Source organism: Arthrobacter sp. M71 S08, assembly GCF_059089725.1.
The window spans coordinates 150919-175412 of sequence record NZ_JBNHEY010000003.1 but is presented as its reverse complement, the minus strand read 5'-3'; the positions used below and the strand labels follow the sequence as shown (position 1 = coordinate 175412).

Genomic DNA, 24494 nt, shown 5'->3' with positions numbered 1-24494 from the left:
TGGAGCCTCAGCTCGTGCGGGTCTCGATTTCGACGACCGCCCAGGACAACGCCGGCAGGTTCAGCCGGAGGTCCTCGCCGGAAACCTTGACGTCTTCGAGCGGCGTCAGGCCCACGTGTTCGCCGCGTTCGAGGTTGTTGGTGGTCAGGCGGTCGTGGCCCTCGGGAACCTGCAGCACCTCAGCACGGATTACGCGCACGGCGTCCAGTCCACGAAGCGCAACGTCGACCTCGGCTGCCTCATCCAATGACCGGTTGGCCAGGAAGAACGCCGCGCGGCCGGTCTCCTCATTCCAGGTGGCCGAAACGTCCACCAGGTCCGTGTCGCCGAAGCGCGCGTTCTCGTAGCGGTCCGACTCGATCCTGGTCTGCAGGATCTGCCCCGTCGCGAGCTCCGCCATCCGGGCGAACGGCCAGAAGATGGTCTGGCGCCAGGCCGGCCCGTTTTCCTCGCTCATGATCGGTGCGATCACGTTCACCAGCTGCGCCTGGTTGGCGATCTTGACCCGGTCTCCGTGCCGCAGCAGTGAGTTGAGGAACGTACCCACGACGACGGCGTCAGTCACGTTGTACTCGTCCTCGATGACACGGGGGTGCTCACGCCAGCCGTGCTTGCCCACTTCGCGGGGGCTGTCGGCGTCGCCCGGGCGGGTATACCAGACGTTCCATTCGTCGAAAGAGAGGTTGATGCGCTTCGAGTGCTTACCCTTCGCGCGCACCGCATCCGCGGTGGCGACGACGGACTCGATGAAGTAGTCCATGTCCACTGCGCTCGCGAGGAAGCTTCCGGCGTCGCCGTCCTGCTCCTGGTAGTAGGCGTGGAGGGAGATGTAGTCCACCTCGTCGTAAGTATGCGAAAGGACCGTCTGCTCCCAGGCGCCGAAGGTCGGCATCCCGGAGTTCGAGCTGCCGCATGCCACGAGTTCCAGCGAAGGGTCCACGAATCGCATGGCCTTCGCGGCCTCCTGGGCGAGGCGGCCGTACTCGTCTGCGGTCTTGTGCCCGATCTGCCATGGGCCGTCCATCTCGTTGCCCAGGCACCACAGCTTGATGTCGAACGGATCCTTGTGGCCGTTCCTGGCCCGCAGGTCCGACAGGTACGTACCTCCCGGGTGGTTGGCGTATTCGACTAGCTCGCGGGCGGCGTCGACACCACGGGTGCCGAGGTTGATCGCTTCCATGATTTCGACACCGGCCTGGCGGGACCAGTCAACGAACTCATGGAGGCCGAAAGCGTTGGTCTCAAGCGTGTGCCAGGCGCCGTCAAGCCGGCGCGGACGGCTTTCAACCGGCCCGACACCGTCCTCCCAGTTGTACCCGGAGACGAAGTTTCCGCCGGGGTAGCGGACCACGGTGGCGCCCAGTTCCCGGACGAGCTTCATCACGTCCTGGCGGAATCCGTTGTCGTCCGCTTCAGGGTGGCCGGGTTCGTAGATGCCGGTGTAGACGCAACGGCCCATGTGCTCCACGAAGGAGCCGAACAGCCGGCGGGGCACCTCCCCGACCGTGAAGTCCCTGTCGATGACAATGCGTGCGCGGGCCATGATTCTCCTTCGGGTAGGTGAGGTGGTCTAGGTTCCGGCCAGGCCGGTGGTGGCGACGCCGCGGATGATCTGGCGCTGGAAGAACAGGAACACGACGATCAGCGGCAGTGCCGCTAGAAGAGCCGAGGCCATATTCTGCGCGTACTGGATTCCGAATGCGCTTTCGATGGTCTGCAGGCCAACGGGCAGAGTGAGCAGCGCGGTGTCGTTGGTGGCGATGAACGGCCAGAGGAAGTTGTTCCACGCTGTGATGAACACGAAGATGGCCACGGCCGACATGATCGGTTTTGAGAGCGGCAGCACGATTTGCAGGAACACGCGGACCCGCCCGGCACCGTCCATGACGGCGGCCTCTTCGAGTTCCCGCGGAATCTGGTCGAAGAACTTTTTCAGGACGTACACCATCGCGGGGTGGAGCACCTGCGGGAGGATGATCGCCCAATACGTATCAATCAGGTTCAGGGCGAGCATTTGGTAGAAGAGCGGAATGATCAGGACCGGCGGCGGGATGATGATCGAGCCGATGATCACGGCCATCAGCAACTTCCGGCCCTTGAAATCGATTCGTGAAAGCGCGTAGGCGCACAAAGCGGAAATCGCCAGAGTGATTATGGTGATGCATGCTGCCGTGAACAGGGAGTTCCACGTCCAGGTGGGCAGATTGCCTGTGCTGAGGACTTCAACGAAGGACTCGAGGGTGAAGCCCGAGGCCGGCAGCCACGTGACAGGCGTGGATGCAGCTTCCGTTTCGGTTTTCAGGGCGGTGACCGCTGCCCAGGCAAACGGAATCAGCCAGATCACGGCCAGGATCGCGGTGACAATGGTGCCGAGCACCCTGGCCGTGGAGATCTTCCGCCGGTTCTGCGGGCGTTCGGCGTTGACATTCCCAGCGGAGCTGTGGTCAAGAACTACGGTGGCCATAACTACGCGCTCCTGTTTCGGTTGAAGAAGATCTGGCTCATGGAAACCAGCAGGATCAGTGCAAAGAAGATAAAGGAGATGGCTGCCGAATAGCCCAGCCGGTAACCGGTGAATCCGGCCTCAAACACGTATTGGACCAGGGAGCGGGTGGCCCCGCCCGGCCCGCCGGCGGTCATCTGGTAAATCTGGTCGAACACCTTGAGCGAGGCGAGTACCTGCAGGATGACTATAAGCACGGTGGTGGGTCCAAGCTGCGGCAGCGTGATGGAGAAGAACTGCCGCCAGCCGCCCGCGCCGTCCAGCGACGACGCCTCATAGTGCTGCTGCGGGATGTTCTGCATCGCCGCCAGATAGAGCAGGAAGTTGAATCCCACCGTCCACCACACCGTGGCGATGACGATCGACCACATGGCAACGTTCGGGTCATTCAGCCACGGAACGGGCGCGATGCCGATCTTGCTGAGTGCGTCGTTGACCAGTCCGAGTTGTGGGTTGAACATCCAGACGAAGAACTGGGAAACCACCGTAGAGGCCAGGAGGAACGGTGCGAAGAACGAGAACCGCCATAACCACTGCGCGGGAAGATTCATGTTCACCAGCGCGGCCATGACAAGTGCAACGAGCACCAGCGGGATGGTTGAGAGGACAGTGAAGTAGACGGTGTTCCCGAGGGATCTCCACATGTCCGGATCGCTGAAGGCTTCCACGTAGTTGGTAAGCCCTACGAAGCCGTTGTTGGCCCCCGTGAGGGTCTGCCCGGTGAAGCTCATATAGAGCCCGTGAATGATGGGCCACACGAGGAACATGACAAAGAAGATGAGGAAGGGCGCAGAGAACGCCCAACCGTGCAGGTTGTTCTTGCTGTTGTTCGGGCTCCTACGCCCGGTCACGGTGGTGCTCATTGTGCTCGACTCCTACGTCGGTCCGGGTCAGACAGGATTGGGCTTGGACAGGGTGATGTTCAAGCGGTCAACAAAGGCATCCCAACCGACGTCGGGTGCTTCCCTTCCGAGGAAAACGTTCTGAACGTTCGCGGCGAAGAACGTCTGGAAGTCCGACCCGGACCCCGTGAACCAGGCAGGAGGATCGTAGTTGATGATCTCGGCGGCGTTTGCGTAGTGCGACTGCGGCTCCAGGGTTTGGTACTCGGGGGAATCGACAACCGGCTGGTAGGCGGGAATGTGGCCGGCTTCGGCCCACGACAGGGAGCCCTTCAGGAGGTTGGCTACGAAGTCGTAGGCTGCTGCGCGGCGGACCTCGTCGACCTCGTTCTGGCGGGGCAGGACGAACGAGTGTGAGTCCGCGTAGGCTGCGGGGGTCCCGAACAGCGTCGGTATGGTCATGGCGTCGAGGGAAATACCGGCGGCCTGCATGGTGGGCAGCTCCCACACGCCGGTGAAGAACATCCCGGACTCCCCGCTGGCGAACTCGGCCACTGCGGTACCGTAATCCCCGGTCTTCGCGGCAATGGTGCCGTCCAGCAGTTGCGTGATGTAGTCGAGGCAGTCGATTGCGACATCGCGGTCGACCTCAGCGGGCTGTCCCGGTGTGAGCACCATTTCGGCCCCGTGCTGCAGGTAGAGGGTGTAGAAAAGTCGCCACATCTGGGCGCCGTCGTTGACGAAGCCGTAGGACAGGCCGTGGTTACCGGTGACACCCTGCATTTCGCGCATTGCCTCGAGGAACCTCTCGGGGTCGGTGATTTCAGCCAGGAGGCCGTCGTTGCCCAACAGCCCGGCCTGATCGGCGACTTCCGTGTTGTACATCGCGATGAACGGGTGGGAATCGAGGGCGATGGAGAAGACATCCCCCTCGAGCTGGCCGCTCGCCCAGATGCGCTCCGCGAAGGTGTCCTCGGTGACGTCACGCTTTGCCAGTTCGTCAAGGTCCCACGGGTCCAGCAGACCGCCGGGTGCGTAGCCCGGGATCCGTGCAGCGTGCATGATGGCAAGCTCCGGGGGCCGCCCTCCTGCGGACGCCATGGCCAGCTTCGTGTAGTAGGGCGTGCCCCAGGCGAGAACGGTGGGAACGGCGTCGAAATTGGGGCTCTCAGCGTTCACGCGGTCGATCATCGCTTGCATTTTGATTCCGTCACCGCCGGAGAGCAGGTGCCAGAAGCGCAGAGTCTCTTCGTTTGCGCCCGCCGGTCCGCCACAGCCTGCCAGGGTGCCGGTGGCGAGGGCGCCACCGAACAGGGCAGCACCGGTGAGGAATTGGCGTCTGCTGGGAGCACGCCATCCTGATGGCGGCAAGATCCGGGCGTTCTCGTGGGACATGAATCGATCCTCCGTTGGTTCGATCAGGTGCTGCTCGGCTTTTACATCGATGGAAGTGACCTGAGACACAAATTTACAACGATGTAAAAACTTTGGCAAGGGTTTTTCGCCCGTTGGGTTGGGCCGGGTCGGTGTGAGGGGTTCTACATCCGCCCAAACTGCGAGCGCACCAGCGCGAAGGCACCGTAGCAGATCAGGCCCACAGCGATGGCGACAAGTACCGGCATTCCGAACGGGTGCTCGGTCAGCGCCTTCAGGCTGCCGTCCAGACCTGTGGATCGGGCGGGGTCATGAGTGACTACTGCGGCACCGAACAGCAGGCCCACGAGAATGAGGGCAAGCCCTTTCGCAACGTGACCGATGACCCCCAGGACTTCGATGAACGCGCCGCGGCGCGTGTCCTCGAAGTGCCGAAGTTCGGGCCGGAACTTGCGCAGGATCCCCTTGAAAACGAAGTAGACGCCGATCCCGAGAATGGTCCCGCCTACCGCCAGAATCACGAAGACGCCGAAGCCCGAGCCCATCATCGAAGCGGTGAAATCACGGGTGGATTCACTGGAATCGGATTCCCCGCCGAAGGCGAACCGTGCGAATGTGAAGGCCATGCTGCCGTAGATAATGCTCAGCGACCCGGAGGAGATTGTCTTGGATATCCGTTCCCCGGTGGAGAGGTGCCGGGCCCGCAGGGTCGCTTCGCTGAACTGCCAGGCGGCAAGCCCAAGACAGCCGATAGCGCAGGCCCACATGGTCCACGGACCGAGTGTTCCGCCTGCCAGGCGTTCCAGGGCTCCAGTCGGTTCAGCCTCGCCGTTTCCACCGAATGCGATCTGCAGGGCGATGATGCCGATGAGGATGTGGACGACGGCGAGAACGGCGAATCCGAAGCGGGCTACGACGTCAAGCGCCTTGTGGTCCGACACCTCCTCCGCAACATCCGCCGCCTCCCGTGCCAGAGAGTTTTCATCCGTTGACATTCACCACTCCTGCTTTTTCCTGAGAATTTCAGGGTACAACTGCGGGCGACTCCCGTGGGCGGAACCCCGCACCGCTCCCCGCTCAGCGCCGCCAGAACAGGTGGTGCACCACGCCGCTCGGACTGGGAACCTTCTCGAGGTGGAATCAGTCAAGCACTCCTCCGGGGAGTCCCACAGGCGCGATCCTGATCCCAGCTCCACCGGCGAAACGGCCACATGCAGGGTGTCCACCAGATCCGCGTCAAGGAACTTGCGGATGGTGCTGGCCCCACCGCCCAGCGCCGATGATGTTCTTAAAGTCCCGCGTGAAGTAATCGTCCAGGCCCCGGGTTCCGCCGGAGTCGGTGCGGTTCGGCCAGCTTGCCGTAGCGCCCGCCCGTGCGAAGATCGCTTGCGGATCTGCATGGCCGAAGGGCGGTTCCAGGCTCTGATTCTCGCCGGCTCCAAAGCCGTCACTGGAAACGCCGAAGTCTTGGACCCTCAGCAACTGGTCCACATGATCACCCCCGGATTCCCGCGCTGTGCGCCAAAGCGGTCGCTTCGGCGCGGGACCGCACATTGAGCTTTCGGAAGAGGTTCCGGATATGGAACTTCACGGTATTCTCGCTGATGCTCAGTGCTGTCGCAATGGCCCGGTTTCGCTGACCTGCTGCCAGGAGCTGCAGGACTTCCAGTTCCCGTGCCGCCAAAGCCCAGCTGGCTACATCCCCCATACGGGCGGCTGGGAGGTCCAACGGCAGCTTCACGGAGATGTCGGCTCCCCAACCGCGCATGACGTCCACCACCATGGACCCATCCATGGCCTGTACCCGCTGCTGCATTCTCCCGATGCTGGATGCATCAGATGCGAGCTCGCCACGGCCGTCATCACGGACGTTGATGAGCAGGTTCTCCCCATCGCAGTCCCACTGTGCGCGAACGCGGTGCACGTCCGCCTGCTCAGCGATCGCCAGCACCAGCCCGCGCACCACCGCCCTGGCAGCGTGGGCCACCTCCCCGGGCAGAGCCCGACCGTTGGCCGGCGGCTCAATGAATTGAATATCGATATTGCTCAACTTCATCAACGGCCGCAGATCCTCCCGGAGCCGCTCGAACGCCGTGGCGACGGGCTCCTCGACGAGGTCATTGGTTCGATCATTCAGCGTGCGCAGGTCCACCAGCGCCTTGACCGAAACGTCAGTCGCGAAAGCTCGGGCCGCGCGGTCATCCATAGAAGTGGAACGCAACGCGGCGAGGACCGTCTCGAGTGTGGTGGAGTGCTGATCCACCAGCTCGGCAGTGACCCGGACCCGCTCGGCTGATGCTGCGCGGGACTCCACGAGATACGCCGGCGGCGCATCCGAGACCTTCTCCTGAATCCTGCGGGCGACCAGTCGCCAAAGGTACGTCAGAAGTCGCATTACCTCGTCCTGGTGCCCGGCACCGGGAACAGGTTTCGGGTCCGTGAGCACCAGAAGTGCGTTACTGGGTGGGTAGGTCATAGTGAGCACTGCACGCTCGCGGCCCCCGATGAGGGCCGTGGTTCGCCACGGTTCTTCCCCCGGCAGGGCTGCGCGCAGGCGATCCAGCTCCGGGATCGACACCCGACTGACGATGTCATCCGCGCCCGATTTCTTCTGGGGCCGCCCCGTACAGTCCTCCGTGAAGATGATGAGCGCACTGCTCTTGTAGAACGAAGCTGACGCACTGTGAAGGTATTCGGCAATGCGGTTCAGCGGTGCCCCCGTCAATTCTTCTACGGCACCCAGAAGCCGCCAGTGGTCCTCCGCAAGCCGCTCCGTCAAGGCGTTGATCTGTGTTGCCATCCATACAGGGTACGCAGTCCCTACCCAAAAGGGTGGCCATAACCGTCATAAAACAGCGTTTTGCCCGCCCGAAGAGTGGGCCATGCTGGAAGGGACAACGAAAGCATTACCCCATTGAGGAGTCCTCGTGCACGTCGTGAAAGATGTTGACCTGCAGTTGGTGAGTCCTGGCAGCACCGAACTAGCTCTGAACCTGTCTCTCATCCAACAGGAAATTGAAGAAACGGTTTCAGGTATCGATCCGACGCAGTTGGCGGTCCTGGCGGACAGAATCCGCGAAGCCGACCGCGTGTTCCTTGCCGGAGCCGGCAGAAGCGGGCTGGTGCTGCGTATGGCCGCCATGAGACTGATGCACCTCGGATTGACCGTTCATGTTGCCGGTGACACCACTACTCCCGCGATCCGTGCCGGGGACCTTTTGGTGGTCGCTTCCGGCTCCGGGACGACGTCGGGCGTGGTCAAGGCTGCCGAGACAGCAGTCAGGGCCGGGGCGAAAGTCGCAGCTCTGACGACGCGCCCGCAGTCCCCTGTGGGCGAACTGGCTGATGCGCTGGTGGTCATTCCCGCTGCACAAAAGACAGATCACGGATCCAACATTTCCCGGCAGTACTCCGGCAGCCTCTTCGAACAGGCACTCTTCATTGCCACCGAAGCAGTTTTCCAGGGCCTCTGGGAAAACACTGACGAGTCCGCTGAACAGCTGTGGTTGAGGCACGCGAACCTCGAGTAAGCCTCTCCGCTATTCCTATACAAATCACCCCTAAGAAAGAAGAAATACTATATGAAACTCCAAGTTGCGCTCGATCTCCTCACCGTTGAGGATGCCCTCGAACTGGCCGGCAAGGTTGCCGAGCACGTCGACATCATCGAGCTCGGTACGCCGCTGATCAAGGCTGCGGGCCTTTCCGCCGTTACGGCCATCAAGGAAGCCCACCCCAGCAAGATTGTCTTCGCCGACATGAAGACCATGGATGCCGGTGAGCTCGAAGCGGATATCGCTTTCAAGGCTGGCGCCGACCTCGTTTCCATTCTCGGCTCTGCAGATGACTCCACCATCGCCGGTGCAGTCAAGGCTGCCCAGGCACACAGCAAGGGCATCGTCGTAGACCTGATCGGCGTTGCCGACAAGGTCACACGGGCCAAGGAAGCACGTGCACTCGGTGCCAAGTTCGTCGAGTTCCACGCTGGACTGGACGAGCAGGCCCAGCCGGGCTTCAACCTCCAGAGCCTGCTGAACGCCGGCGAAACCGCACGGGTTCCGTTCTCCGTGGCCGGCGGCGTCAACGCCTCGACCATCGAGGCCGTGCAGCTTGCCGGAGCCGACGTAGCCGTCGCCGGCAGCGCAATCTACAGCGCAGCCGACCCTGAGCTGGCCGCCAAGGAACTCAAGGCAGCCATCCGCTAGCCTGCTCTGCTTCAGAGCTACCATTAGCGATCCCCCGGCCACTCGGTCGGGGGATCGCTTTTGTCTTACAGGAACCAGTTACGCAAACTCCCCCGTCTCGAAGAACTCCTCCAGTACGGCGAACGCCGGAGCAGGATCCAGTCCGCGCTCGGCGAGCCAGGCGTCGTCGTTGTAGGAACAGGCATAACGCTCGCCCGAGTCGCATAGCAGGGAGACGATACTTCCTGTCCGGCCGGCCGCTTTCAGCTGCGCGACCAACTGCCACACTCCCCACAGATTGGTCCCGGTCGAGGGTCCGGCCTCGATCCCGGTGAGTGAATGCAGGTGCCGGGAGGCCGCGACGGACGCAGCGTCGGGCACCTGAATCATCGCGTCGATGACCGACGGGACGAAGCTCGGCTCAGGCCTCGGTCGCCCGATGCCCTCGATGCGGGACGGCTTGCCCACGGCCGCGACTCCCCCTGCCCAGGTGGGATAGAAGGCCGAGTTCTCCGGGTCCACGACGGCAAGCCGGGTGGGATACCGGTTGTATCGGAGGTACCGGCCGATGGTGGCGCTGGTTCCGCCGGTTCCCGCGCCGACCACCACCCACTCGGGAATGGCGAACCGCTCGTGTTCCATCTGGCGGAAGATGGATTCGGCGATGTTGTTGTTTCCGCGCCAGTCAGTGGCGCGCTCCGCGTAGGTGAACTGGTCCATGTAGTGTCCGCCGGTTTCGGCCGCAATGCGTTCGGCGTCGTCGTACACCTCGGAGGCATGGTCAACGAAGTGGCAGGTCCCGCCGTACTGCTCGATGAGGGCAATCTTCTCGGGACTGGTGGAGCGGGTCATCACTGCGACGAAGGGCAGCCCGAGCAGCTGGGCGAAGTACGCCTCCGATACCGCGGTGGACCCGCTCGACGCCTCGACAATGGTGGCGCCCTCCCGGATCCAGCCGTTGACCAGCCCAAAGAGGAACAGCGAGCGGGCAAGGCGGTGCTTCAGGCTGCCGGTCCGGTGCGTCGACTCGTCCTTGAGGTAGACGTCGATGCCCCAGTTTTCCGGCACGGGCAGCGCGAGCAGGTGAGTGTCAGCGGACCGGTTGCCCTCGGCCTCGATGCGTCGAATCGCCTCATCGGACCAGGCGCGGTCGGCCCCAGCGGAAATTGTCATACCTGCACCTTACGGACCCGCCCTGATGAAGAACCACGGCAGAACGACGACGGCGCCACGCAGGTGCCGCCGTCGTCGTCCGTTCTCTAGAGGTTGCGGTCAGCGAAGACCTTCATCGCGTCGCGCACAAATTCCGCACCCTGCCGACCGCCGTAGTTCGCCGCGAAACGGTCATCGTCGACGTACATGTCACCGAGCCCGACGAAGTATTCCTTCACGAGCCGCCCGCCCGACGACGGCAGTCCGGGGACACCGGAGAGCCACTCATAGTGCCGCCGCGCCAAGTCCTGCGCCGCGTCGCTGTCAGCTGTGATGCCTTGCCCTGCAGCGGCGGTCCAGTCAGCCCCCAGCTGCGTCGTCCGGGCCTTCCACTCGGTGCGCTCGACGTCGCTCATGCCGGCCCACCAGCGGTCTCCGGTGGCGTAGGCCTCGGCGCCCCACCGTTCCTCGACCTCGTCCTTGTACTGCGTATGGTCGAATCCGTCGAACATGTTCTCTGCCATCAGTTCTCCACCTCCTTCCAGTTGTTCGATGGTGAGCGAGACCGACGCGATCTGCCGCGCCAGCCGTTCCTGCTCGTGCTGCAGCAACTCGAGGTGCTTCCGCAGGGCACGCGCTGGTTCCGCTTCCCTGTCCAGGACCTCCGCGATGGCCGGAAGCCCGAGGCCAAGCTCGCGGAGCAGGAGGATCCGCTGCAGCCGTACCAGTGCGCCGTCGTCGTAGTAGCGGTAGCCGTTGCTGCCCACCCGGGACGGAGGCAACAGGCCCATGCGGTCGTAGTGCCGCAGGGTGCGGCTCGTGGTTCCCGCAAGCCGCGCTATGTCCTGAATCGACCTGTCCATGCGCACCTCCCTGACCATCTCTTTCAGGGTATAGGTTGACGCTGCGTCAAGGTCAACCGCCGGGTGTAGGGTTCCTGCATGAGCACTGTGGAGGAGCAGTTCCTCACCCGCGCCATCGACCTTGCTACCCGCAACGTGCACGACGGCGGCGGCCCGTTCGGCGCCCTCATCGCCACAGATGATGGGCACACTTTCGAGGGCACCAACAGGGTGACCGCGAACAATGACCCGACTGCCCATGCCGAAGTCATGGCGATTCGGAACGCGTGTTCGTCGTTGCAGACCTTCGACCTGACCGGGTGCACCCTCTACACCAGCTGCGAGCCCTGCCCACTGTGCCTGGCGGCCGCACTGTGGGCCCGCGTGGATGACATCGTCTTCGCCGCGGACCGGCACGACGCGGCACGTGCGGGATTCGACGACGCCGTGTTCTACGAGTTCTTCGCCAAGCCCGTGGAGGAACGGTCAATGCAGGTTCGGCAGGTCGAGCTCCCCGATTCAGCGAGTACGAATCCATTCCGCGCCTGGGCGAAGCTGGCCGACCGCATCGATTACTGAGGCGTTAGCAGACCGCCCGGCAGCCATCGCCGCAGGCAGGCCCACACCCACCCCGGAAAAAATACACAGTATGCTTAGCATTTATGTCAGCGCATACCGAATCACCCCCCGGGAAGGGAAGACACATGGCCGGATCCCACCTGCACAGCGTTCGACCGAGCGCCTGGTCAGACGGGCTTGGCCGGACCGGCTCCCGGGCCGCGCAGATCCTGCTGATACTCACTCTCGCGGTCGTGGCCATCTACGGCCTGCTCCAGATCCGCCTGCTCGTCATCCCGATCATCATCGCGCTCATCCTCGCGGCAGCCATCGGGCCGTTCGTGAACCTCCTGCGTCGGCGCGGAGTTCCCGGCGCGCTCGCCACAGCGATCGCCTTCCTTGCCCTGCTGATCGCGCTCTCCGCCGTTATCACCATCATCGTGGTGTCGGTCCGAAGCCAGGCCGATGAGCTGATCACGGCCGCCAATGAAGGCCTCGATGAACTGCAGGCGTTCCTCACCAGCGGACCATTCCCCATCGCCCCGGAGCAGCTCGACCAGGCCCGGACAGCCCTGATCGACTTCGTGACGAGCCCCCAGTTCCGGTCGGGTGCGATCTCGGGCGTCTCCCTGGTGGCCGAGTTCCTCGCAGGCGCCACCCTGACGGCCGTGATCCTCTTCTTCTTCCTGAAAGACGGCAAGAAGATCTGGGAGTTCTTCCTTCGGCCCTTCAAAGGCGAGCGCGACCAGAAGCTGCGCCGCGCAGGCACCCGCACCCTCGAGGTCCTCGGCGGTTACGTCCGCGGTACGGCGATTGTCGCCCTGGTGGATACCGTGGCGATCGGCATCGCGCTTCTCGTTCTCGGTGTACCGCTCGCTTTGCCGCTTGCCATGATCGTTTTCATTGGCGCATTCATCCCTCTGGTGGGCGCCACCATCGCAGGCATCCTCGCTGCCCTTGTTGCACTTGTGGCCAACGGGCCGATTGTCGCGCTCATCGTGGTTGGTGTCGTCGTCGCCGTCAACCAACTGGAAGGCGACCTGCTGCAGCCGATCGTGATGGGCAAGTCGCTGAGCCTTCACGCACTGGTGATCCTGCTGGCGCTGACCGCCGGCACCATCCTCGCGGGCATCATCGGCGCCGTGCTCTCTGTTCCGATAGCAGCGGTGACCTGGGCAATCCTGCAGGTGTGGACCGCGGAGGACCCGCGGATGGAACCCTTGAATCCGGACCTCCCGCCCGCGGGATCCGAGCCGACCTGACCCTCCCAAACACCAAATATCAGTAGGCTTACTAACGAGTAGGATGCGGAAGATGACCACTGAGACTGCGGTCCCCTCAAAGCTCCGCCAAGGCATCTCCGGCAAGCTGCTTTACCTGTTCATCCTGGGCGATGTGCTCGGCGCGGGCATTTACGCTCTGGTGGGGGTGATCGCGGCGGAGGTCGGCGGCGCAATCTGGGTGCCGCTGATCGTGGCGCTAGCGCTGGCGTTGCTGACCGCCGGGTCATACGCAGAGTTGGTAACCAAATACCCCAAGGCGGGCGGCGCGGCTGTCTTCGCGCAGCGGGCCTACAAGAAACCGTTCATCTCGTTCCTCGTGGGATTCTGCATGCTCGCCGCGGGAGTGACCAGCGCTGCCGGGCTGGCTCTCGCATTCACCGGCGATTACCTTTCTGCGTTCATCTCCGTACCGCCCACTTGGGCGGCCGTAGCATTTCTGACATTGCTTGCCCTGCTCAACGCCCGTGGCATCAAGGAATCAGTGCGCTCCAACGTAGTGATGACCGTCGTCGAGGTGTCCGGTCTTGTACTGGTAATCGTGCTGGTTGCGGTCTTCCTGGGTCAGGGCGGAGGAAATCCGGGCCAGATTTCCCAGTTCCCCGCCGGCGCCAATCCAGCCGTTGCCGTCCTCGGAGCATCCCTCATTGCCTACTACTCCTTCGTGGGCTTTGAGGTCTCGGCCAACGTGGCCGAGGAAGTCAGAAACCCGGCCCGCGTCTACCCGAAAGCTCTGTTCGGAGCCCTCGCCACCGCGGGCGCCGTCTACCTGCTGATCGGGCTCGTGTCGGCCGCCGCCCTGCCCGCCGATGAACTCGCCGGTTCCACTGCGCCCCTGCTCGATGTCGTCACTGCCACCGGATTCGGGATCCCACCGTGGCTGTTCAGTCTGATCGCACTCGTCGCGGTCGCGAATGGCGCACTGCTGACCATGATCATGGCGAGCCGGCTTACCTTCGGTATGGCCGAAGAGGGCCTTCTCCCGTCGGTCCTCGGCAGGGTTCTACCCAACCGCCGCACTCCGTGGGTGGCCATAATTGTGACGACAGCGCTCGCCATGATCCTCACCCTCACTGGAGATCTTGCGTCGCTGGCTGAGACCGTAGTGCTGCTGCTCCTGTTCGTGTTCATCAGCACGAACCTTGCTGTACTGGTACTTCGCCGCGACCGGGTGGAGCATCGACACTTCCGCGTCCCCGCAGTCATTCCGGCGTTAGGAGTGGCATCCTGCGTCCTGCTGCTCACCCAACAGTCGGCAGAGATCTGGCTCCGGGCGGCCATCCTGGTGGGCATCGGCATCGTGCTGTATTTCATCAGCACGGTGGTGGCCAAGCGCAGCAAACGGGACGGGTCCGCGGAAAGGAGCTAGCCCGTGGGGATGGCGTTGATCGGTTCGCTTGTCATCGCGCTGGTGCTGGCGGCGCTGCACCTCGCCGCGCCGCACATTCGCAAGCTGCCGCTCGTCCCGGAAAACGTGACCGGCTCGTTTGCGGGAGGACTGGCGGTTGCCTACGTCTTCCTTCACCTGCTCCCGGAAATCGCCGAGGGCAACGAGGCAATCGGTGAGCTCCTCGAGGACACCATTGAGGTCACCCCGCTCTTCGATCTGGGCATCTTCGTCGTAGCCCTTACCGGCTTCACCATCTTCTACGGGCTGGACCGTCTGGCAACCTTCCGGCGGACGCGCAAGCGCCCCGATTCGGCAGCGGCCTACTGGGTTCACCTCGGAGCGTTTGCGTTCTACAACACCCTCATCACCTACACGATGGCCCTGCGCGTGGAAACGGGTTACCTCTTCGCAGTCCTGTTTGCCGTCGCCATGGGCCTGCACTTCGTGCTCACGGACCGGCACCTCGAGGAGCACTACCCACGACGCTTCGACTCCAGCGGTCGGGTGGTCCTCGCCGGCGCCCTCCTCCTCGGCTGGTTCCTGTCGTTCGTGTTCGCACCGACCAGCACGGTTGTCGTGGCCATCCTCACCGCGCTGTTGGGTGGTGCCGTCCTGCTGAACGTCTTCAGGGAGGAACTCCCGTCAGACCGCGGATCCAGCTTCCCCTGGTTCCTCGCCGGCATGGCGCTGTGCTCCATCCTGCTTGCCCTCCTCACGGCGGCCGCTGAATGAACCCGAAACTCGAGGCCACCGCACGGGAGCTCTTCGGCTGGGACTCCCTCCTCCCCGGACAGCGCAAGGCTCTGCATGCGGCCGACGACCGCAGGAACCTCCTCTGCGTACTCCCCACCGGTTATGGGAAGTCGGCCATCTATCAGGTGGCGGCCATGGCTGTCCCGGGTGTCGCCGTCGTGGTTTCTCCGCTGATTGCCCTCCAACGTGACCAGGTGGAGGCCATCAATGAGGCGCTCGGCGAGGTTCGCGCCTATATCTTGAACTCCACCGCCACCGACGCTGAGATCGATGAAGCCTGGGCGGCCGCGGGAGACGTCGACGAAGAACGCCGGGCCAAGTTCCTCTTTCTCGCACCCGAACAGCTGGCGCGGCAGGAGGTAGCCGAGCGGCTCAAGGCCCTCGACGTGTCCTTCCTCGTGATCGACGAGGCGCACTGCGTCTCGGCATGGGGTCACGACTTCCGCCCTGACTACCTCCAGCTCGGCTCGCTCGTGAAGCGGCTGAAGCGCCCGGTCATCGCACTGACGGCAACAGCCTCTCCCCCCGTGCGGCAGGAAATCATCGAGCGGCTGAAACTGAAGGACGCCGTCGTCGTCGCCGAAGGCTTCGACCGGCCGAACCTGCACCTCAGCGTCCGGCAGCACGAGTCCGAGCGGGACAAGAAACGCGCCGTTCTTGAGCAGGTGACTTCCCTGGCAGGGCAGGGGCTGCTGTACACCGCCACCCGCAAGCAGACGGAGGAGTACGCGCAGGATTTGCGGGAGGCGGGACTGCGCGCTGACGCTTACCACTCGGGCCGCGGGAAATCAGAGCGGACCGTCCTGCACGAGGCGTTCCACGCCGGCGAACTGGACGTCATGGTGGCGACCACGGCGTTTGGAATGGGCATCGACAAGCCCGACGTGCGGTTCGTGGTCCACGCAGACATCCCCGATTCGCTCGACAGCTACTACCAGGAGGTCGGGCGCGCCGGCCGGGACGGTGAACCTGCCGGCGTGGTGCTGCACTATCGCGCCGAAGATCTTGGGATCCGCCGGTTCTTCGCGGCCAAGAACGTGCAGGAGGACAGCCTTCGCGAGTTGCTTGCCGCCCTGAGGTCAGCCGACACCGCGCTCGACGCTGCGGGCATCCGGGAGGCGACCGGGCTGACGCAGCGGAAACTGTCCGGACTCCTGAACCAGCTCCTTGAGGTGGGAGCGGTCCGCGAGCGGGCCGGGAAATACCGGGCTGCGGCCGACGATGCTGATCAGATGGTGGCCGACGTCGTCGAGCATCGGATGCGGCGGCAGGAAGTGGACCGCTCTCGCCTGGACATGGCACGGCAGTACGCCGAGCACCGGGGGTGCCGGCGGAAGTTTCTGCTCGGTTACTTCGGTGAGGAACGGGACGGCCTCTGCGATGCCTGCGACAACTGCGACTCCGGCCGGTCGGCCGGAAACAACGACGACGGCGACAACCACCCCTTCGCCCTGCAGAGCGCAGTGCGGCACGGCGAATGGGGTCGAGGCGTGGTGATGGGGTACGAGAACGACGTCGTCACCGTGCTGTTCGAGGAGCACGGGTACAAGTCACTGTCCGTCCCCCTGGTGGAGGAGAAGAAGCTACTGAAAGAGGTGGGATCGTGAACGTGGTGTCCTCGCTGGCACGCGCCGGCGGACAGGCGCTGAAGGCCGTGTTTGCTGTCCTGCTGGTTTTTCGGCCCGGGCGGCCCATTCACCGCAACGGCGTGATGCTGGAAGGTACCCTCACCCACAACCGGGTCTTCAGCGGCGAAGAATGGCTGGACAGCGCGGGTGACGAGCAGGTGCTCGCGCGGATATCCCGCTCGGCGGGCCTGCCGGATAGCGTGCCCGACGTCGTCGGCCTGGCTTTACGCGTCGGCGACGCGGACGTGCTGCTCTCCACGACCGGGCGCGGGATACCCGGTCGATTCGTGATCCTGCCACGGCGGTCGGTCGTCGACGGACCGTTCACCACGCTCATGCCGTTCGAGGGGACCGAAGGTCCCGTGCTGCTGGCTATGCGCCGCGAAGGTCCCGGGCGCGAGTTGAAGACGCTGTCGGAGCTTCGCAGGTACGGAGAGGAGCTTCAGTGGGGCCTGTTTTACAGCCGTCTGCGCGGGCCGTGGACCCGCGTCGGCACCCTGCGGTTGAGGGTCAGTAGCAATCAGGAGCAAGCGATACGGTTCGACCCCGTGGGACGTCCTCCTGCCGGTCTGGGTACGTATGGATGGACGCGGGCGCTGCGGGTTCCGTCCTACGCCCTCGCACAAAAATCAAGAGCATGGATACACTTCGGAGAGAAATCCGATGAGCCCGAAAGTGACCCATGGAAACGAACCACAAGCTTTCTCCGGAAGAACCGTTCCCGGAAGACTTGACCGTCCTGCAAGACGTCGAGGTGGAAGTCCTCAACAGCCGAATTCACCGGGAGCTTGAGGCCGAGTACGCGGAAGGGCTCCCGGAGCCGGAAACCGAGGCACGGCTCGAGGAGGTCAACCTGGAGTTGAACCGACGCGAGCAGGAAGGCTGAGCCGGTACTCCATCGAACACATACAAGGTGACTTAATCGAAAATATGTTCTAGCTTTAAACCCGGCACTGCGGAAGGTGAAGGGTATGACGGCGGAGCACCTAGATGAGGTTCAACCAGGCTCGCGGTCGCTCAATGAGGAGGCAGACGTACGCTTCACTTCGCGGGGAGAGCCACTGGCGCTTCGCTGGAGGGCAAGCATCTGGCAGGTACTGGGCGAGCCCATGCACTGGACAAGTTCCCGGAGCTGGTGGGAGCCGGATCCCGCGGGCGTCATGGGGCAGGGCAGCATCATGACCATGCAGTACTGGCGGTTCCAGGCACAGACCGGGCCGGCGTCGCCCGTCCTCGTGTTCGACATCTGCAGTGATCCGCGCTGGGACGGTTGGCGTCTGGTGCGGGTCACCAACCTCGGATCAGGCTGAGGATGATCGTTTAGGAAGCAAGGAACCGTTCGTAAGCCCGGATGGCGCCGTCGAAAGCATGAGGGTCGGTGACTTCCGATTCCGGGAACGGCGTGATTGTTGCCGAACGTTCACGCGGGCTCCTCCGCCACGTTCCCACTGCCCGGCCGTCCAGCACGAGCGAGGGCTTGAAGACCCCGTTCTTGGCCAGCATGATGCGCGACGCATACTCACCGGGGAGCGTCAATGACCTGTCCTGGTAACCGAGGATGTATTCGTCATATCCGGGGAGGAGCAGCCCTTCAGCAGCTTCCGGTCTCCGGTCAGCTGCCGCAGACGGAGCCCAGTAGCTGACCCCGTCGTGGACATACTCGGTGAGCTCGCTGCGGGCGAGCGCCAGTCCAACCCTGGCGTCGGCGACCGTAAGCTTCGACCACCAAACGAAGTCCTGCAGGGTTGCCGGACCATGCCCCGTGAAGTAGCCGAGAACGAACCACCGAAGGGCCTCTTCCCGATCCGGATCATTCTCCCCCGGCGCCCACTCGTCAAGCAGCACGAGAGCCTGCTGCGCCCCGTCCGGCGGCCCCCAGCACACCAGCTCCGTATGCGCGAGGTACCAGATGATGTGGTATCCCCGCTGGCCAAGGGTGGAGACGCCGGCACGGTTCAACGCCTCCAGAAAGTCGTCGCGGTTCAGTGCCATTCCGCCAGCCAGCACCTCCCCCGCCACGTCACGGGCCTGACCGAGTGTCCGCTGATCCAGCCCCAACTCGCCCAGCCGCCGTGCTGCAGACTTGATCATCCGGCCCGCAGTCAATCCCAGCATCCAGCGGAGGTCAGACGGGCGCACGAAATGCAGCGTGCCTCGGACGGGATAGGAGCGCACCACATCCGCGCTATCCAGGACGGCAAGAATGTCGTCCCGGGTTGCTCCCGGGGCCCGCAAGCCGAGCGCCCACAGCGCCTGACCAAATTCCTGCGCCTGAACCGCGAGCATCGTGCGAACGACATTTGCCACACCCTCGGGTCCGTCGTCGTTCATCGGGAAATGAGTGGCGAGCCGGAGCTTCAACAGGTGATCCCGGGTGATTGGCATTCCCATGGCTACAGTATGCGTCGAGCCGGAGGAGAACCTACGGCATGATGGGCAGATGGTTTTCTTCGAGCGTTTCACCCTGCACGCTGACGACGCCGACTTCACCTGCGCGTACAGTTCCCCGGATGACCCTGCGGCGACGGTTGCCATCGCCCACGGCGCCGGCGCGGGAATGGACCACCCCTTCCTCGTCGGTTTCAGCGATGCGATGAACGAGTCCGGCTTTGCGACGCTCAGGTTCAACTTCCCCTACATGGACCAGGGCAAACGTTTCCCGGACCGCCCTCCGAAGGCCATCGCGGTCTGGCGCCGGGTCATGGAAGAGGCGCAGGAGCGTTCCGACGGCAAACCCGTGTGGGCGTGTGGAAAATCGTTCGGCGGGCGCATGGCGTCCATGGCTGTCGCGGAAGGGATGAGCACCGCCGGCCTCGTCTTCCTCGGGTACCCGCTGCATCCGCCGGGTAAACCGGAAAAGATCCGCGACGCCCACCTGGACGCCGTCGACGCTCCGATGCTGTTCCTCCAGGGGTGCAATGACCCGTTCGCGCAAAAGGATCTCCTGGACGCAGTCGTCGCGAAACTCGGAAGGCGGGCAACCCTCCAGTCAGTGCCCGACGCCGACCACTCCTTCGCGATCAAAGGCGCCAAGCGGAGCTCGCACGAGATCGGCGCGTCCCTCGCGCCTCCGGTGACGTCGTATATTTCACGCAATGCATAGGCAAGGCGGCGGATGGGTACGGTGAATATATGCCGAGTCCTGCTCCCTCAAACCTGACTGTCATCCCTGCCGCCGACGGTGCCGGCACCCCACGCCCGGCCGTGCTGGTTCTGCCCGGAGGAGGCTACGGCAAGACGTCGCCCCACGAGGCCGAACCGGTCGCGGAATGGCTGGCCGGCCTTGGCCTGCACGCCTTCGTGCTCCGGTACCGGGTTGCGCCACACCAGCATCCGGCACCGCTGAGCGACGCCAAGGAGGCGATGCTCTGGATCCGGGGCGGCGATCACGGCGTCGCTGTAGATACCGGGCGGGTGGGAGTGCTCGGGTTCTCCGCCGGAGGGCATCTCGCTGCCACCCTCTCCACCGCCACCTCCTGTGACGACCCGGAACTGGACGTCGCCGCTGCCATCCCGGCGCTGTCCATCCTGTGCTACCCGGTGGTGTCGTTTACGGACGCCGTCCACCAGGGAAGCATCGATAATCTGCTCGGCCAGTCGCCGTCGTCGGCCTTGCTTCGAAGAATGTCACCGGAATTGAACGTTACCGAGGCAACACCACCGGCGTTCCTCTGGCACACGGCCGACGACGATGCCGTCCCCGTGGAGAACACATTCGCCTACGCGGGCGCCCTGGTTCAGCACGGGGTGCCGGCGGAGGTCCACGTGTTCCCGCACGGCCGACACGGGCTGGGACTGGCAGACGGTGAAACCGGCCCGGATGAATGGACTGCACTCTGTGCCAGGTGGCTATCCAGACAGGGCTGGACGAACTGAGGCCTCGGATCCTCCGGACTGGGCATTCGAACGTAGGCTGGCGTCACAATCTTCGCTAGTCTCGCGAATTGATGAAACCCTAAAGTCCTCAGGCGCAATGTGGCGCCGGCATTTGTGGGGAGAACATATGCCCGGGAACTTCGAGATTTTCAGGGACGCGGATGCGTTGTATCGCTTCCGTCTCATGGACGAGCACGGAGGGGTCCTAGTGACTTCTGCCGGATACGGCCGAAAGGTGGAGGCAGTCAAGGCGATCACTGCCGTCCGCGAGAGCGCCGCCACCGGCCACATCAATGACCAATGCCGCGGCTAAGCAACGGCAGGTCCAGCATTACGGCCTAGGGGCCAGCTGCGCTTCCCCGGAAACTTCGGACGCACGCTGCGCGGCCCATTCGGGGGTGAGCAACTGCTGCTGCGTCGACTCAAGAACTTCACCCAGGAGCATCTTGGCGATGGCAAGCAGTTCGGCGACGCGCGGGTAAGCCAGACTGTAGAAGACCTGGCTGCCACGCCGCTCCGACACCACGAGGTGATGGGTCCGCAGGACGGAGAGGTGCTGCGACAAGCGGGAGGCTTCGACGTTCATGTCCGAAATGAGCTCGGTCACCGAAACATCCGGTGAAGCGGAAAGGATTTCCAGGACCCGCACGCGCACCGGATGCGCCATGCCCTTGAAAAGATTCGCCTTCACCTCGTACAGAGGTCTGTGCGCTCCCGGAAAAGTCTCCAACGGGTCATCCTTCGCGTGCGTGGAACGGCCGGACAAGCGAATGAGAACCGGTTCCTGGAAAGCCTCCGGCGGTCGCCGGGGCAGTTGAGCACTTCATCATACCGTCACGGGGTTACTCACCGGTAGGTATCCGCGTGGCAGTACGACGTCGGCCGCAACGGACGCACGTCGGCCCGCCCCAGAGGCCACCCCGTCCGCGGGCGGCCTCAAGGGCGGGCCGACGGGCGGTGGCTAAACGGGCTCTTCGTCAATGGGTCCGCGGGGGTAATCCTCGTCGCCGTATACCGAACGCGCCTGCTCCACGACGTCGGCCTCATTTGCTTCCCGGGTTGCCGTCGTCACGGGCTCTTCCAACTCGTCCCCAACGGGTTCCTCACTGACCTCCGCCTGTTGCTCGAGCCGGTCAGCGTCATTCGCGGTGAACAGCTCATTTCCTTCCGTGCTCATCACTCATCCTCCTCATCGTTCAGATCCTCCTCGGCCCTGCAGGAGAGGAGCGGATCAGTAGGAGATCAGTTCAACGAGCTCGCCCACCCTGTCTTCGGGGTAGTTGCGGGCAATGTCGCCCTGGCTCAGCATGCCGATCAGATCGTGACCGTCAATCACCGGAAGCCGACGGACCTGGTGGTCGGCCATGGTCTTGATGGCCTCCTCAATGCTGTCATCGGCACCGATGGTCACGGGCTTTCCTTGCCCGAGCTCACCGGCCTTCACCTCGCGTGGATCAGATCCTTCAGCGAGGCACTTGATCACTATGTCGCGGTCGGTAACCATGCCCTTGAGCCGGTTATCCTCCCCGCAGATAGGAAGCGACCCCACGTCCAGGTCCTTCATCTTTCGCGCCGCTACTTCCAGGGTTTCGTTCTCGCCGACGCATTCTGCACCGCCGGTCATGATGTCGCGTGCGGTTGTCATGATCAGTCCCCTTTCCTGCGTGATTGATGTACGGATGAAACAGGTCCTGCACGATGAGACGAACCTGTGACTACGATCATAAGCAAGCTTGCTATCTTTGTGAAGAGGTGCCGGGACGGCCTGGAGACGCGACGCGACCGGGCCTGGAAGACCACGGAAGGAGTGCCGGAAAGCCATGAAAGCAGCTGTCATAGGCGGCGGATCAACCTACACGCCGGAGCTGGTGGACGGGTTCGCCCGGCTCAGGGAGATGCTGCCCATCGAAGAGCTCTGGCTGGTCGACCCTGAGCCCTCCCGGCTGGAACTGGTTTCCGGCCTTTCCCGGCGAATCTTCTCCAGGGCGGGGCATCCGGGCAGGATCATGACCACGTCCAGCGTCGAGCAGGGCGTCAGCGACGCCGACGTCGTCCTCCTGCAGTTGCGCGTTGGCGGGCAGGCTGCGCGACACGGCGACGAGACCTTCCCCCATGAGGTTTGCTGTGTCGGCCAGGAGACGACCGGTCCCGGCGGCTTCGCGAAGGCGCTGAGGACTGTGCCGGTGGTGCTGGAGATTGCTGAGATCATCCGGCAAAAAGCGAAGCCGAACGCCTGGATCATTGACTTCACAAACCCCGTTGGGATCGTCACCCGCGCCCTCCTCCAGGCGGGCCACCGGGCGGTCGGCCTGTGCAACGTGGCCGTCGGCTTCCAGCGCAGGTTCGCTGCGCTCGTTGGTGCTGACCCTGACAATATTTCCCTGGACCACGTGGGCCTCAATCACCTCACCTGGGAACTGGGGGTCAACGTGATGACGGGCGAGGACTCCGTGGACCTCCTCCCCCGGATCCTTGAGGAGCATCTCGAGGAAGTGGCCCGGGAAGTACAGCTCCCGTCGTCCCTGTTAGCGATGCAGCGTGCCGTACCGTCCTACTATCTTCGGTACTTCTATGCGCACGACGCGGTGCTTGAGTCACAACGCGGTCAGCCCTCCCGGGCGCAGTCCGTCATGGAAGTCGAAGATGCGTTGCTCAGGAAGTACGCCGACCCGGACGTGGACGCCAAACCGGAAGAACTGTCCCTTCGCGGTGGTGCGTTCTATTCCGAAGCTGCCGTCGACCTGATGTCATCCCTGGCCTCGGGGTGCGGAGACAAGCAGGTCGTCAATGTTCGCAACGACGGCGCCCTCCCCTTCCTGCCCGATGACCACGTGATCGAAGTTCCCGCGATCATAGGAGCCGACCGGTTGACGGTCCCTCCGATCGAAGCACTGCCTGAGGAGATGGTCGGGTTGATCAGCCACGTCGCCTCCTACGAGCGGCTTGCCCTCGACGCGGCACTGCACGGCGGACGCGAGCGGGTCGTCAAGGCAATGCTCGCTCATCCCCTAGTGGGCCAGTTCGACAAGGCGGAGAAGCTGACGGACATCCTGCTCGCTGCCAACCGGGACCATCTGGCGTGGGCCAGATGAGTCAGTCTGATGCCCCCGTTGTTATCGGCATTGACGGCGGTGGATCAAAGACCGACCTCGTGGTCCTCTCGCTCGAGGGCGAGGTGCTCTTCCGGTCGCGAGGGAGTGGAACGAACCCACAGCTCGTTGGCCTCGACCGGTCGGTGACGGTGATTCGCGGACTCGCCGCCGAAGCGCTGGGCACTACCGGCGGCCGGCCCCTGCTGCAGACCAGTGTGTATCTTGCCGGCATGGACCTTCCGGTCGAGATTGAGGAGTTCTCCTCGGCAATCTCCGACGACGCGTGGGCAGTGGGAGTCGGTGGAGGGCACGCCGTCGTCGACAATGACCTGTTCGCACTCCTCAGGTCAGGAACGGATAGCTCCGACGCTGTAGCCGTAGTCTGTGGGACCGGAATCAACGCTGTCGGTGTACGGGCCGACGGCCGAACCGTACGATTCCCCGCCCTCGGGATGATCTCGGGAGACTGGGGCGGGGGCAGTGACCTCGGCGCGCACGCACTGTGGCACGCAGCAAGGTCGGAAGATGGACGGGGGCCCACAACGTTGCTCGAGAAAATGGTCCCGGAGGCCTACGGCCTTGCCACCGTGCGGGACGTCATCGAGGGAATCCACCTCAAGCGCATATCCATGCGCTCGGTAACTGACCTGACTCCAGTACTCTTCAAAGCCTCAGCGGCCGGGGACGAAGTCGCCTCATCATTGATCGACCGCCAGGCCGACGAGATCGTTGTGTTGGTCGCCACCGCACTCGAGCGTCTCGACCTGCTGCATGCCGATGTCCCAGTGGTCCTGGGCGGCGGCGTACTGGCGTCGAATGACACCCGGCTCCTCTCCCGGATCCGGTCGGGCTTGAGAGAGCAAGCACCCAAGGCCCATATTCATCTCGTGACTGCGCCTCCGATTGTGGGAGCGGGCCTGCTCGCGCTGGAAGCAGCGGGAGCGACTGACCACGCGCTGACACGCGCGCGGGACGAGATGAAGCGCCGGCCGGACGATCAAGAACACCGTCGCAATTAAG

General features: G+C 63.8%; 27 protein-coding genes. 15 read left to right on the top strand and 12 right to left on the bottom strand.

The genetic code is table 11. The features are described 5' to 3' along the window. Nucleotides 1–7: 7 nt before the first annotated feature. The 6 genes from arfA to AC5RTB_RS08200 all read right to left on the bottom strand — a co-directional run bounded on the left by arfA (nucleotide 8) and on the right by AC5RTB_RS08200 (nucleotide 7519). The gene (gene arfA, locus AC5RTB_RS08225; RefSeq protein WP_494060577.1) at nucleotides 8–1543 is read right to left on the bottom strand and encodes an arabinosylfuranosidase ArfA; all 1536 of its coding nucleotides are present in this window, start codon (nucleotides 1541–1543) and stop codon (nucleotides 8–10) included. A gap of 27 nt (nucleotides 1544–1570) precedes the next feature. Further along, nucleotides 1571–2464 (bottom strand): carbohydrate ABC transporter permease, encoded by an 894-nt coding sequence (locus AC5RTB_RS08220; RefSeq protein WP_494060576.1) that lies wholly within the window; start codon nucleotides 2462–2464, stop codon nucleotides 1571–1573. A gap of 2 nt (nucleotides 2465–2466) precedes the next feature. Beyond that, nucleotides 2467–3366: a carbohydrate ABC transporter permease gene (locus AC5RTB_RS08215; protein ID WP_494060575.1), complete on the bottom strand. Its 900-nt coding sequence runs from the start codon at nucleotides 3364–3366 to the stop codon at nucleotides 2467–2469. Between the two features lie 27 nt (nucleotides 3367–3393). Beyond that, nucleotides 3394–4740 (bottom strand): extracellular solute-binding protein, encoded by a 1347-nt coding sequence (locus tag AC5RTB_RS08210; RefSeq protein ID WP_494060574.1) that lies wholly within the window; start codon nucleotides 4738–4740, stop codon nucleotides 3394–3396. Nucleotides 4741–4883: 143 nt separating this feature from the next. Beyond that, nucleotides 4884–5714: a DUF1206 domain-containing protein gene (locus AC5RTB_RS08205; protein WP_494060573.1), complete on the bottom strand. Its 831-nt coding sequence runs from the start codon at nucleotides 5712–5714 to the stop codon at nucleotides 4884–4886. 500 nt (nucleotides 5715–6214) lie between these two features. Further along, nucleotides 6215–7519, bottom strand: a complete 1305-nt coding sequence (locus AC5RTB_RS08200; protein WP_494060572.1) for a helix-turn-helix transcriptional regulator — start codon at nucleotides 7517–7519, stop codon at nucleotides 6215–6217. A 136-nt stretch (nucleotides 7520–7655) separates the two neighbouring features. Here AC5RTB_RS08200 and hxlB point away from each other — a divergent pair, with 136 nt between their 5' ends. After that, nucleotides 7656–8249 carry a 6-phospho-3-hexuloisomerase gene (hxlB, locus tag AC5RTB_RS08195; RefSeq protein ID WP_494060848.1) on the top strand — a complete coding sequence of 198 codons (594 nt, stop codon included), beginning with the start codon at nucleotides 7656–7658 and terminating at the stop codon, nucleotides 8247–8249. A gap of 51 nt (nucleotides 8250–8300) precedes the next feature. Beyond that, nucleotides 8301–8924 carry a 3-hexulose-6-phosphate synthase gene (gene hxlA / locus AC5RTB_RS08190; protein ID WP_494060571.1) on the top strand — a complete coding sequence of 208 codons (624 nt, stop codon included), beginning with the start codon at nucleotides 8301–8303 and terminating at the stop codon, nucleotides 8922–8924. A gap of 78 nt (nucleotides 8925–9002) precedes the next feature. Here hxlA and AC5RTB_RS08185 read toward each other — a convergent pair whose 3' ends face one another. Together AC5RTB_RS08185 and AC5RTB_RS08180 are read right to left on the bottom strand one after the other, a co-directional pair. Continuing rightward, nucleotides 9003–10076, bottom strand: coding sequence for a PLP-dependent cysteine synthase family protein (locus AC5RTB_RS08185; RefSeq protein WP_494060570.1), 1074 nt, complete (start codon nucleotides 10074–10076; stop codon nucleotides 9003–9005). 86 nt (nucleotides 10077–10162) lie between these two features. Beyond that, nucleotides 10163–10918 carry a MerR family transcriptional regulator gene (locus tag AC5RTB_RS08180; protein ID WP_494060569.1) on the bottom strand — a complete coding sequence of 252 codons (756 nt, stop codon included), beginning with the start codon at nucleotides 10916–10918 and terminating at the stop codon, nucleotides 10163–10165. Nucleotides 10919–10996: 78 nt separating this feature from the next. On the opposite strand from AC5RTB_RS08180, the gene AC5RTB_RS08175 reads away from it, so the two are divergent. The 8 genes from AC5RTB_RS08175 to AC5RTB_RS08140 all read left to right on the top strand — a co-directional run bounded on the left by AC5RTB_RS08175 (nucleotide 10997) and on the right by AC5RTB_RS08140 (nucleotide 17816). Further along, nucleotides 10997–11476, top strand: a complete 480-nt coding sequence (locus AC5RTB_RS08175) for a nucleoside deaminase (protein ID WP_494060568.1) — start codon at nucleotides 10997–10999, stop codon at nucleotides 11474–11476. 125 nt (nucleotides 11477–11601) lie between these two features. Next, nucleotides 11602–12717 carry an AI-2E family transporter gene (locus AC5RTB_RS08170; RefSeq protein ID WP_494060567.1) on the top strand — a complete coding sequence of 372 codons (1116 nt, stop codon included), beginning with the start codon at nucleotides 11602–11604 and terminating at the stop codon, nucleotides 12715–12717. A gap of 52 nt (nucleotides 12718–12769) precedes the next feature. Then, nucleotides 12770–14104: an APC family permease gene (locus tag AC5RTB_RS08165; protein WP_494060566.1), complete on the top strand. Its 1335-nt coding sequence runs from the start codon at nucleotides 12770–12772 to the stop codon at nucleotides 14102–14104. 3 nt (nucleotides 14105–14107) lie between these two features. Further along, the gene (locus AC5RTB_RS08160) at nucleotides 14108–14857 is read left to right on the top strand and encodes a hypothetical protein (protein WP_494060565.1); all 750 of its coding nucleotides are present in this window, start codon (nucleotides 14108–14110) and stop codon (nucleotides 14855–14857) included. Next, nucleotides 14854–16485: a RecQ family ATP-dependent DNA helicase gene (locus tag AC5RTB_RS08155; RefSeq protein ID WP_494060564.1), complete on the top strand. Its 1632-nt coding sequence runs from the start codon at nucleotides 14854–14856 to the stop codon at nucleotides 16483–16485. Before AC5RTB_RS08160 ends, AC5RTB_RS08155 begins: the two co-directional genes overlap by 4 nt. After that, entirely contained in the window at nucleotides 16482–17240 is a 759-nt protein-coding gene (locus AC5RTB_RS08150; protein ID WP_494060563.1) for a hypothetical protein, read from the top strand. The genes AC5RTB_RS08155 and AC5RTB_RS08150 overlap by 4 nt, the downstream gene beginning before the upstream one ends. Further along, entirely contained in the window at nucleotides 17237–17392 is a 156-nt protein-coding gene (locus AC5RTB_RS08145) for a hypothetical protein (RefSeq protein WP_494060562.1), read from the top strand. The genes AC5RTB_RS08150 and AC5RTB_RS08145 overlap by 4 nt, the downstream gene beginning before the upstream one ends. 85 nt (nucleotides 17393–17477) lie before the next feature. Continuing rightward, nucleotides 17478–17816 carry a hypothetical protein gene (locus tag AC5RTB_RS08140; RefSeq protein WP_494060561.1) on the top strand — a complete coding sequence of 113 codons (339 nt, stop codon included), beginning with the start codon at nucleotides 17478–17480 and terminating at the stop codon, nucleotides 17814–17816. Between the two features lie 10 nt (nucleotides 17817–17826). On the opposite strand, the gene AC5RTB_RS08135 is transcribed toward AC5RTB_RS08140, so the two are convergent. Then, a complete protein-coding gene (locus AC5RTB_RS08135) occupies nucleotides 17827–18897 on the bottom strand; it encodes a winged helix DNA-binding domain-containing protein (RefSeq protein ID WP_494060560.1) in 1071 nt (356 codons plus the stop codon). A gap of 49 nt (nucleotides 18898–18946) precedes the next feature. On the opposite strand from AC5RTB_RS08135, the gene AC5RTB_RS08130 reads away from it, so the two are divergent. The 3 genes from AC5RTB_RS08130 to AC5RTB_RS08120 all read left to right on the top strand — a co-directional run bounded on the left by AC5RTB_RS08130 (nucleotide 18947) and on the right by AC5RTB_RS08120 (nucleotide 20695). Next, the gene (locus AC5RTB_RS08130) at nucleotides 18947–19609 is read left to right on the top strand and encodes an alpha/beta hydrolase family protein (protein WP_494060847.1); all 663 of its coding nucleotides are present in this window, start codon (nucleotides 18947–18949) and stop codon (nucleotides 19607–19609) included. A 29-nt stretch (nucleotides 19610–19638) separates the two neighbouring features. Then, a complete protein-coding gene (locus AC5RTB_RS08125) occupies nucleotides 19639–20382 on the top strand; it encodes an alpha/beta hydrolase (protein ID WP_494060559.1) in 744 nt (247 codons plus the stop codon). Nucleotides 20383–20509: 127 nt separating this feature from the next. Then, nucleotides 20510–20695, top strand: a complete 186-nt coding sequence (locus tag AC5RTB_RS08120) for a YegP family protein (protein ID WP_494060558.1) — start codon at nucleotides 20510–20512, stop codon at nucleotides 20693–20695. 18 nt (nucleotides 20696–20713) lie between these two features. Here AC5RTB_RS08120 and AC5RTB_RS08115 read toward each other — a convergent pair whose 3' ends face one another. The 3 genes from AC5RTB_RS08115 to AC5RTB_RS08105 all read right to left on the bottom strand — a co-directional run bounded on the left by AC5RTB_RS08115 (nucleotide 20714) and on the right by AC5RTB_RS08105 (nucleotide 22027). Continuing rightward, on the bottom strand, nucleotides 20714–21112 hold the full coding sequence (locus AC5RTB_RS08115) for an ArsR/SmtB family transcription factor (protein WP_494060557.1): 399 nt from the start codon (nucleotides 21110–21112) through the stop codon (nucleotides 20714–20716). 231 nt (nucleotides 21113–21343) lie between these two features. Then, entirely contained in the window at nucleotides 21344–21559 is a 216-nt protein-coding gene (locus AC5RTB_RS08110) for an Rv3202a family protein (RefSeq protein WP_494060556.1), read from the bottom strand. Between the two features lie 54 nt (nucleotides 21560–21613). Further along, nucleotides 21614–22027 carry a CBS domain-containing protein gene (locus tag AC5RTB_RS08105; protein WP_494060555.1) on the bottom strand — a complete coding sequence of 138 codons (414 nt, stop codon included), beginning with the start codon at nucleotides 22025–22027 and terminating at the stop codon, nucleotides 21614–21616. Nucleotides 22028–22202: 175 nt separating this feature from the next. Here AC5RTB_RS08105 and AC5RTB_RS08100 point away from each other — a divergent pair, with 175 nt between their 5' ends. Further along, nucleotides 22203–23474: a 6-phospho-beta-glucosidase gene (locus AC5RTB_RS08100; protein WP_494060554.1), complete on the top strand. Its 1272-nt coding sequence runs from the start codon at nucleotides 22203–22205 to the stop codon at nucleotides 23472–23474. Next, a complete protein-coding gene (locus AC5RTB_RS08095) occupies nucleotides 23471–24493 on the top strand; it encodes an N-acetylglucosamine kinase (protein ID WP_494060553.1) in 1023 nt (340 codons plus the stop codon). The genes AC5RTB_RS08100 and AC5RTB_RS08095 overlap by 4 nt, the downstream gene beginning before the upstream one ends. The last annotated feature ends 1 nt before the right edge of the window (nucleotide 24494 follow it).

Bases quoted from the DNA above. Each gene is read 5' to 3' on its own strand.
- AC5RTB_RS08110 (WP_494060556.1), bottom strand. From the start codon at position 21,559: ATGAGCACGGAAGGAAATGAGCTGTTCACCGCGAATGACGCTGACCGG.
- hxlA (WP_494060571.1), top strand. From the start codon at position 8,301: ATGAAACTCCAAGTTGCGCTCGATCTCCTCACCGTTGAGGATGCCCTC.
- AC5RTB_RS08180 (WP_494060569.1), bottom strand. From the start codon at position 10,918: ATGGACAGGTCGATTCAGGACATAGCGCGGCTTGCGGGAACCACGAGC.
- AC5RTB_RS08210 (WP_494060574.1), bottom strand. From the start codon at position 4,740: ATGTCCCACGAGAACGCCCGGATCTTGCCGCCATCAGGATGGCGTGCT.
- AC5RTB_RS08165 (WP_494060566.1), top strand. From the start codon at position 12,770: ATGACCACTGAGACTGCGGTCCCCTCAAAGCTCCGCCAAGGCATCTCC.
- AC5RTB_RS08200 (WP_494060572.1), bottom strand. From the start codon at position 7,519: ATGGCAACACAGATCAACGCCTTGACGGAGCGGCTTGCGGAGGACCAC.
- arfA (WP_494060577.1), bottom strand. From the start codon at position 1,543: ATGGCCCGCGCACGCATTGTCATCGACAGGGACTTCACGGTCGGGGAG.
- AC5RTB_RS08215 (WP_494060575.1), bottom strand. From the start codon at position 3,366: ATGAGCACCACCGTGACCGGGCGTAGGAGCCCGAACAACAGCAAGAAC.
- AC5RTB_RS08125 (WP_494060559.1), top strand. From the start codon at position 19,639: ATGCCGAGTCCTGCTCCCTCAAACCTGACTGTCATCCCTGCCGCCGAC.
- AC5RTB_RS08095 (WP_494060553.1), top strand. From the start codon at position 23,471: ATGAGTCAGTCTGATGCCCCCGTTGTTATCGGCATTGACGGCGGTGGA.
- AC5RTB_RS08100 (WP_494060554.1), top strand. From the start codon at position 22,203: ATGAAAGCAGCTGTCATAGGCGGCGGATCAACCTACACGCCGGAGCTG.
- AC5RTB_RS08205 (WP_494060573.1), bottom strand. From the start codon at position 5,714: ATGTCAACGGATGAAAACTCTCTGGCACGGGAGGCGGCGGATGTTGCG.
- AC5RTB_RS08135 (WP_494060560.1), bottom strand. From the start codon at position 18,897: ATGGGAATGCCAATCACCCGGGATCACCTGTTGAAGCTCCGGCTCGCC.
- AC5RTB_RS08175 (WP_494060568.1), top strand. From the start codon at position 10,997: ATGAGCACTGTGGAGGAGCAGTTCCTCACCCGCGCCATCGACCTTGCT.
- AC5RTB_RS08130 (WP_494060847.1), top strand. From the start codon at position 18,947: ATGGTTTTCTTCGAGCGTTTCACCCTGCACGCTGACGACGCCGACTTC.
- AC5RTB_RS08185 (WP_494060570.1), bottom strand. From the start codon at position 10,076: ATGACAATTTCCGCTGGGGCCGACCGCGCCTGGTCCGATGAGGCGATT.
- AC5RTB_RS08155 (WP_494060564.1), top strand. From the start codon at position 14,854: ATGAACCCGAAACTCGAGGCCACCGCACGGGAGCTCTTCGGCTGGGAC.
- AC5RTB_RS08220 (WP_494060576.1), bottom strand. From the start codon at position 2,464: ATGGCCACCGTAGTTCTTGACCACAGCTCCGCTGGGAATGTCAACGCC.
- AC5RTB_RS08140 (WP_494060561.1), top strand. From the start codon at position 17,478: ATGACGGCGGAGCACCTAGATGAGGTTCAACCAGGCTCGCGGTCGCTC.
- AC5RTB_RS08120 (WP_494060558.1), top strand. From the start codon at position 20,510: ATGCCCGGGAACTTCGAGATTTTCAGGGACGCGGATGCGTTGTATCGC.
- AC5RTB_RS08105 (WP_494060555.1), bottom strand. From the start codon at position 22,027: ATGACAACCGCACGCGACATCATGACCGGCGGTGCAGAATGCGTCGGC.
- AC5RTB_RS08170 (WP_494060567.1), top strand. From the start codon at position 11,602: ATGGCCGGATCCCACCTGCACAGCGTTCGACCGAGCGCCTGGTCAGAC.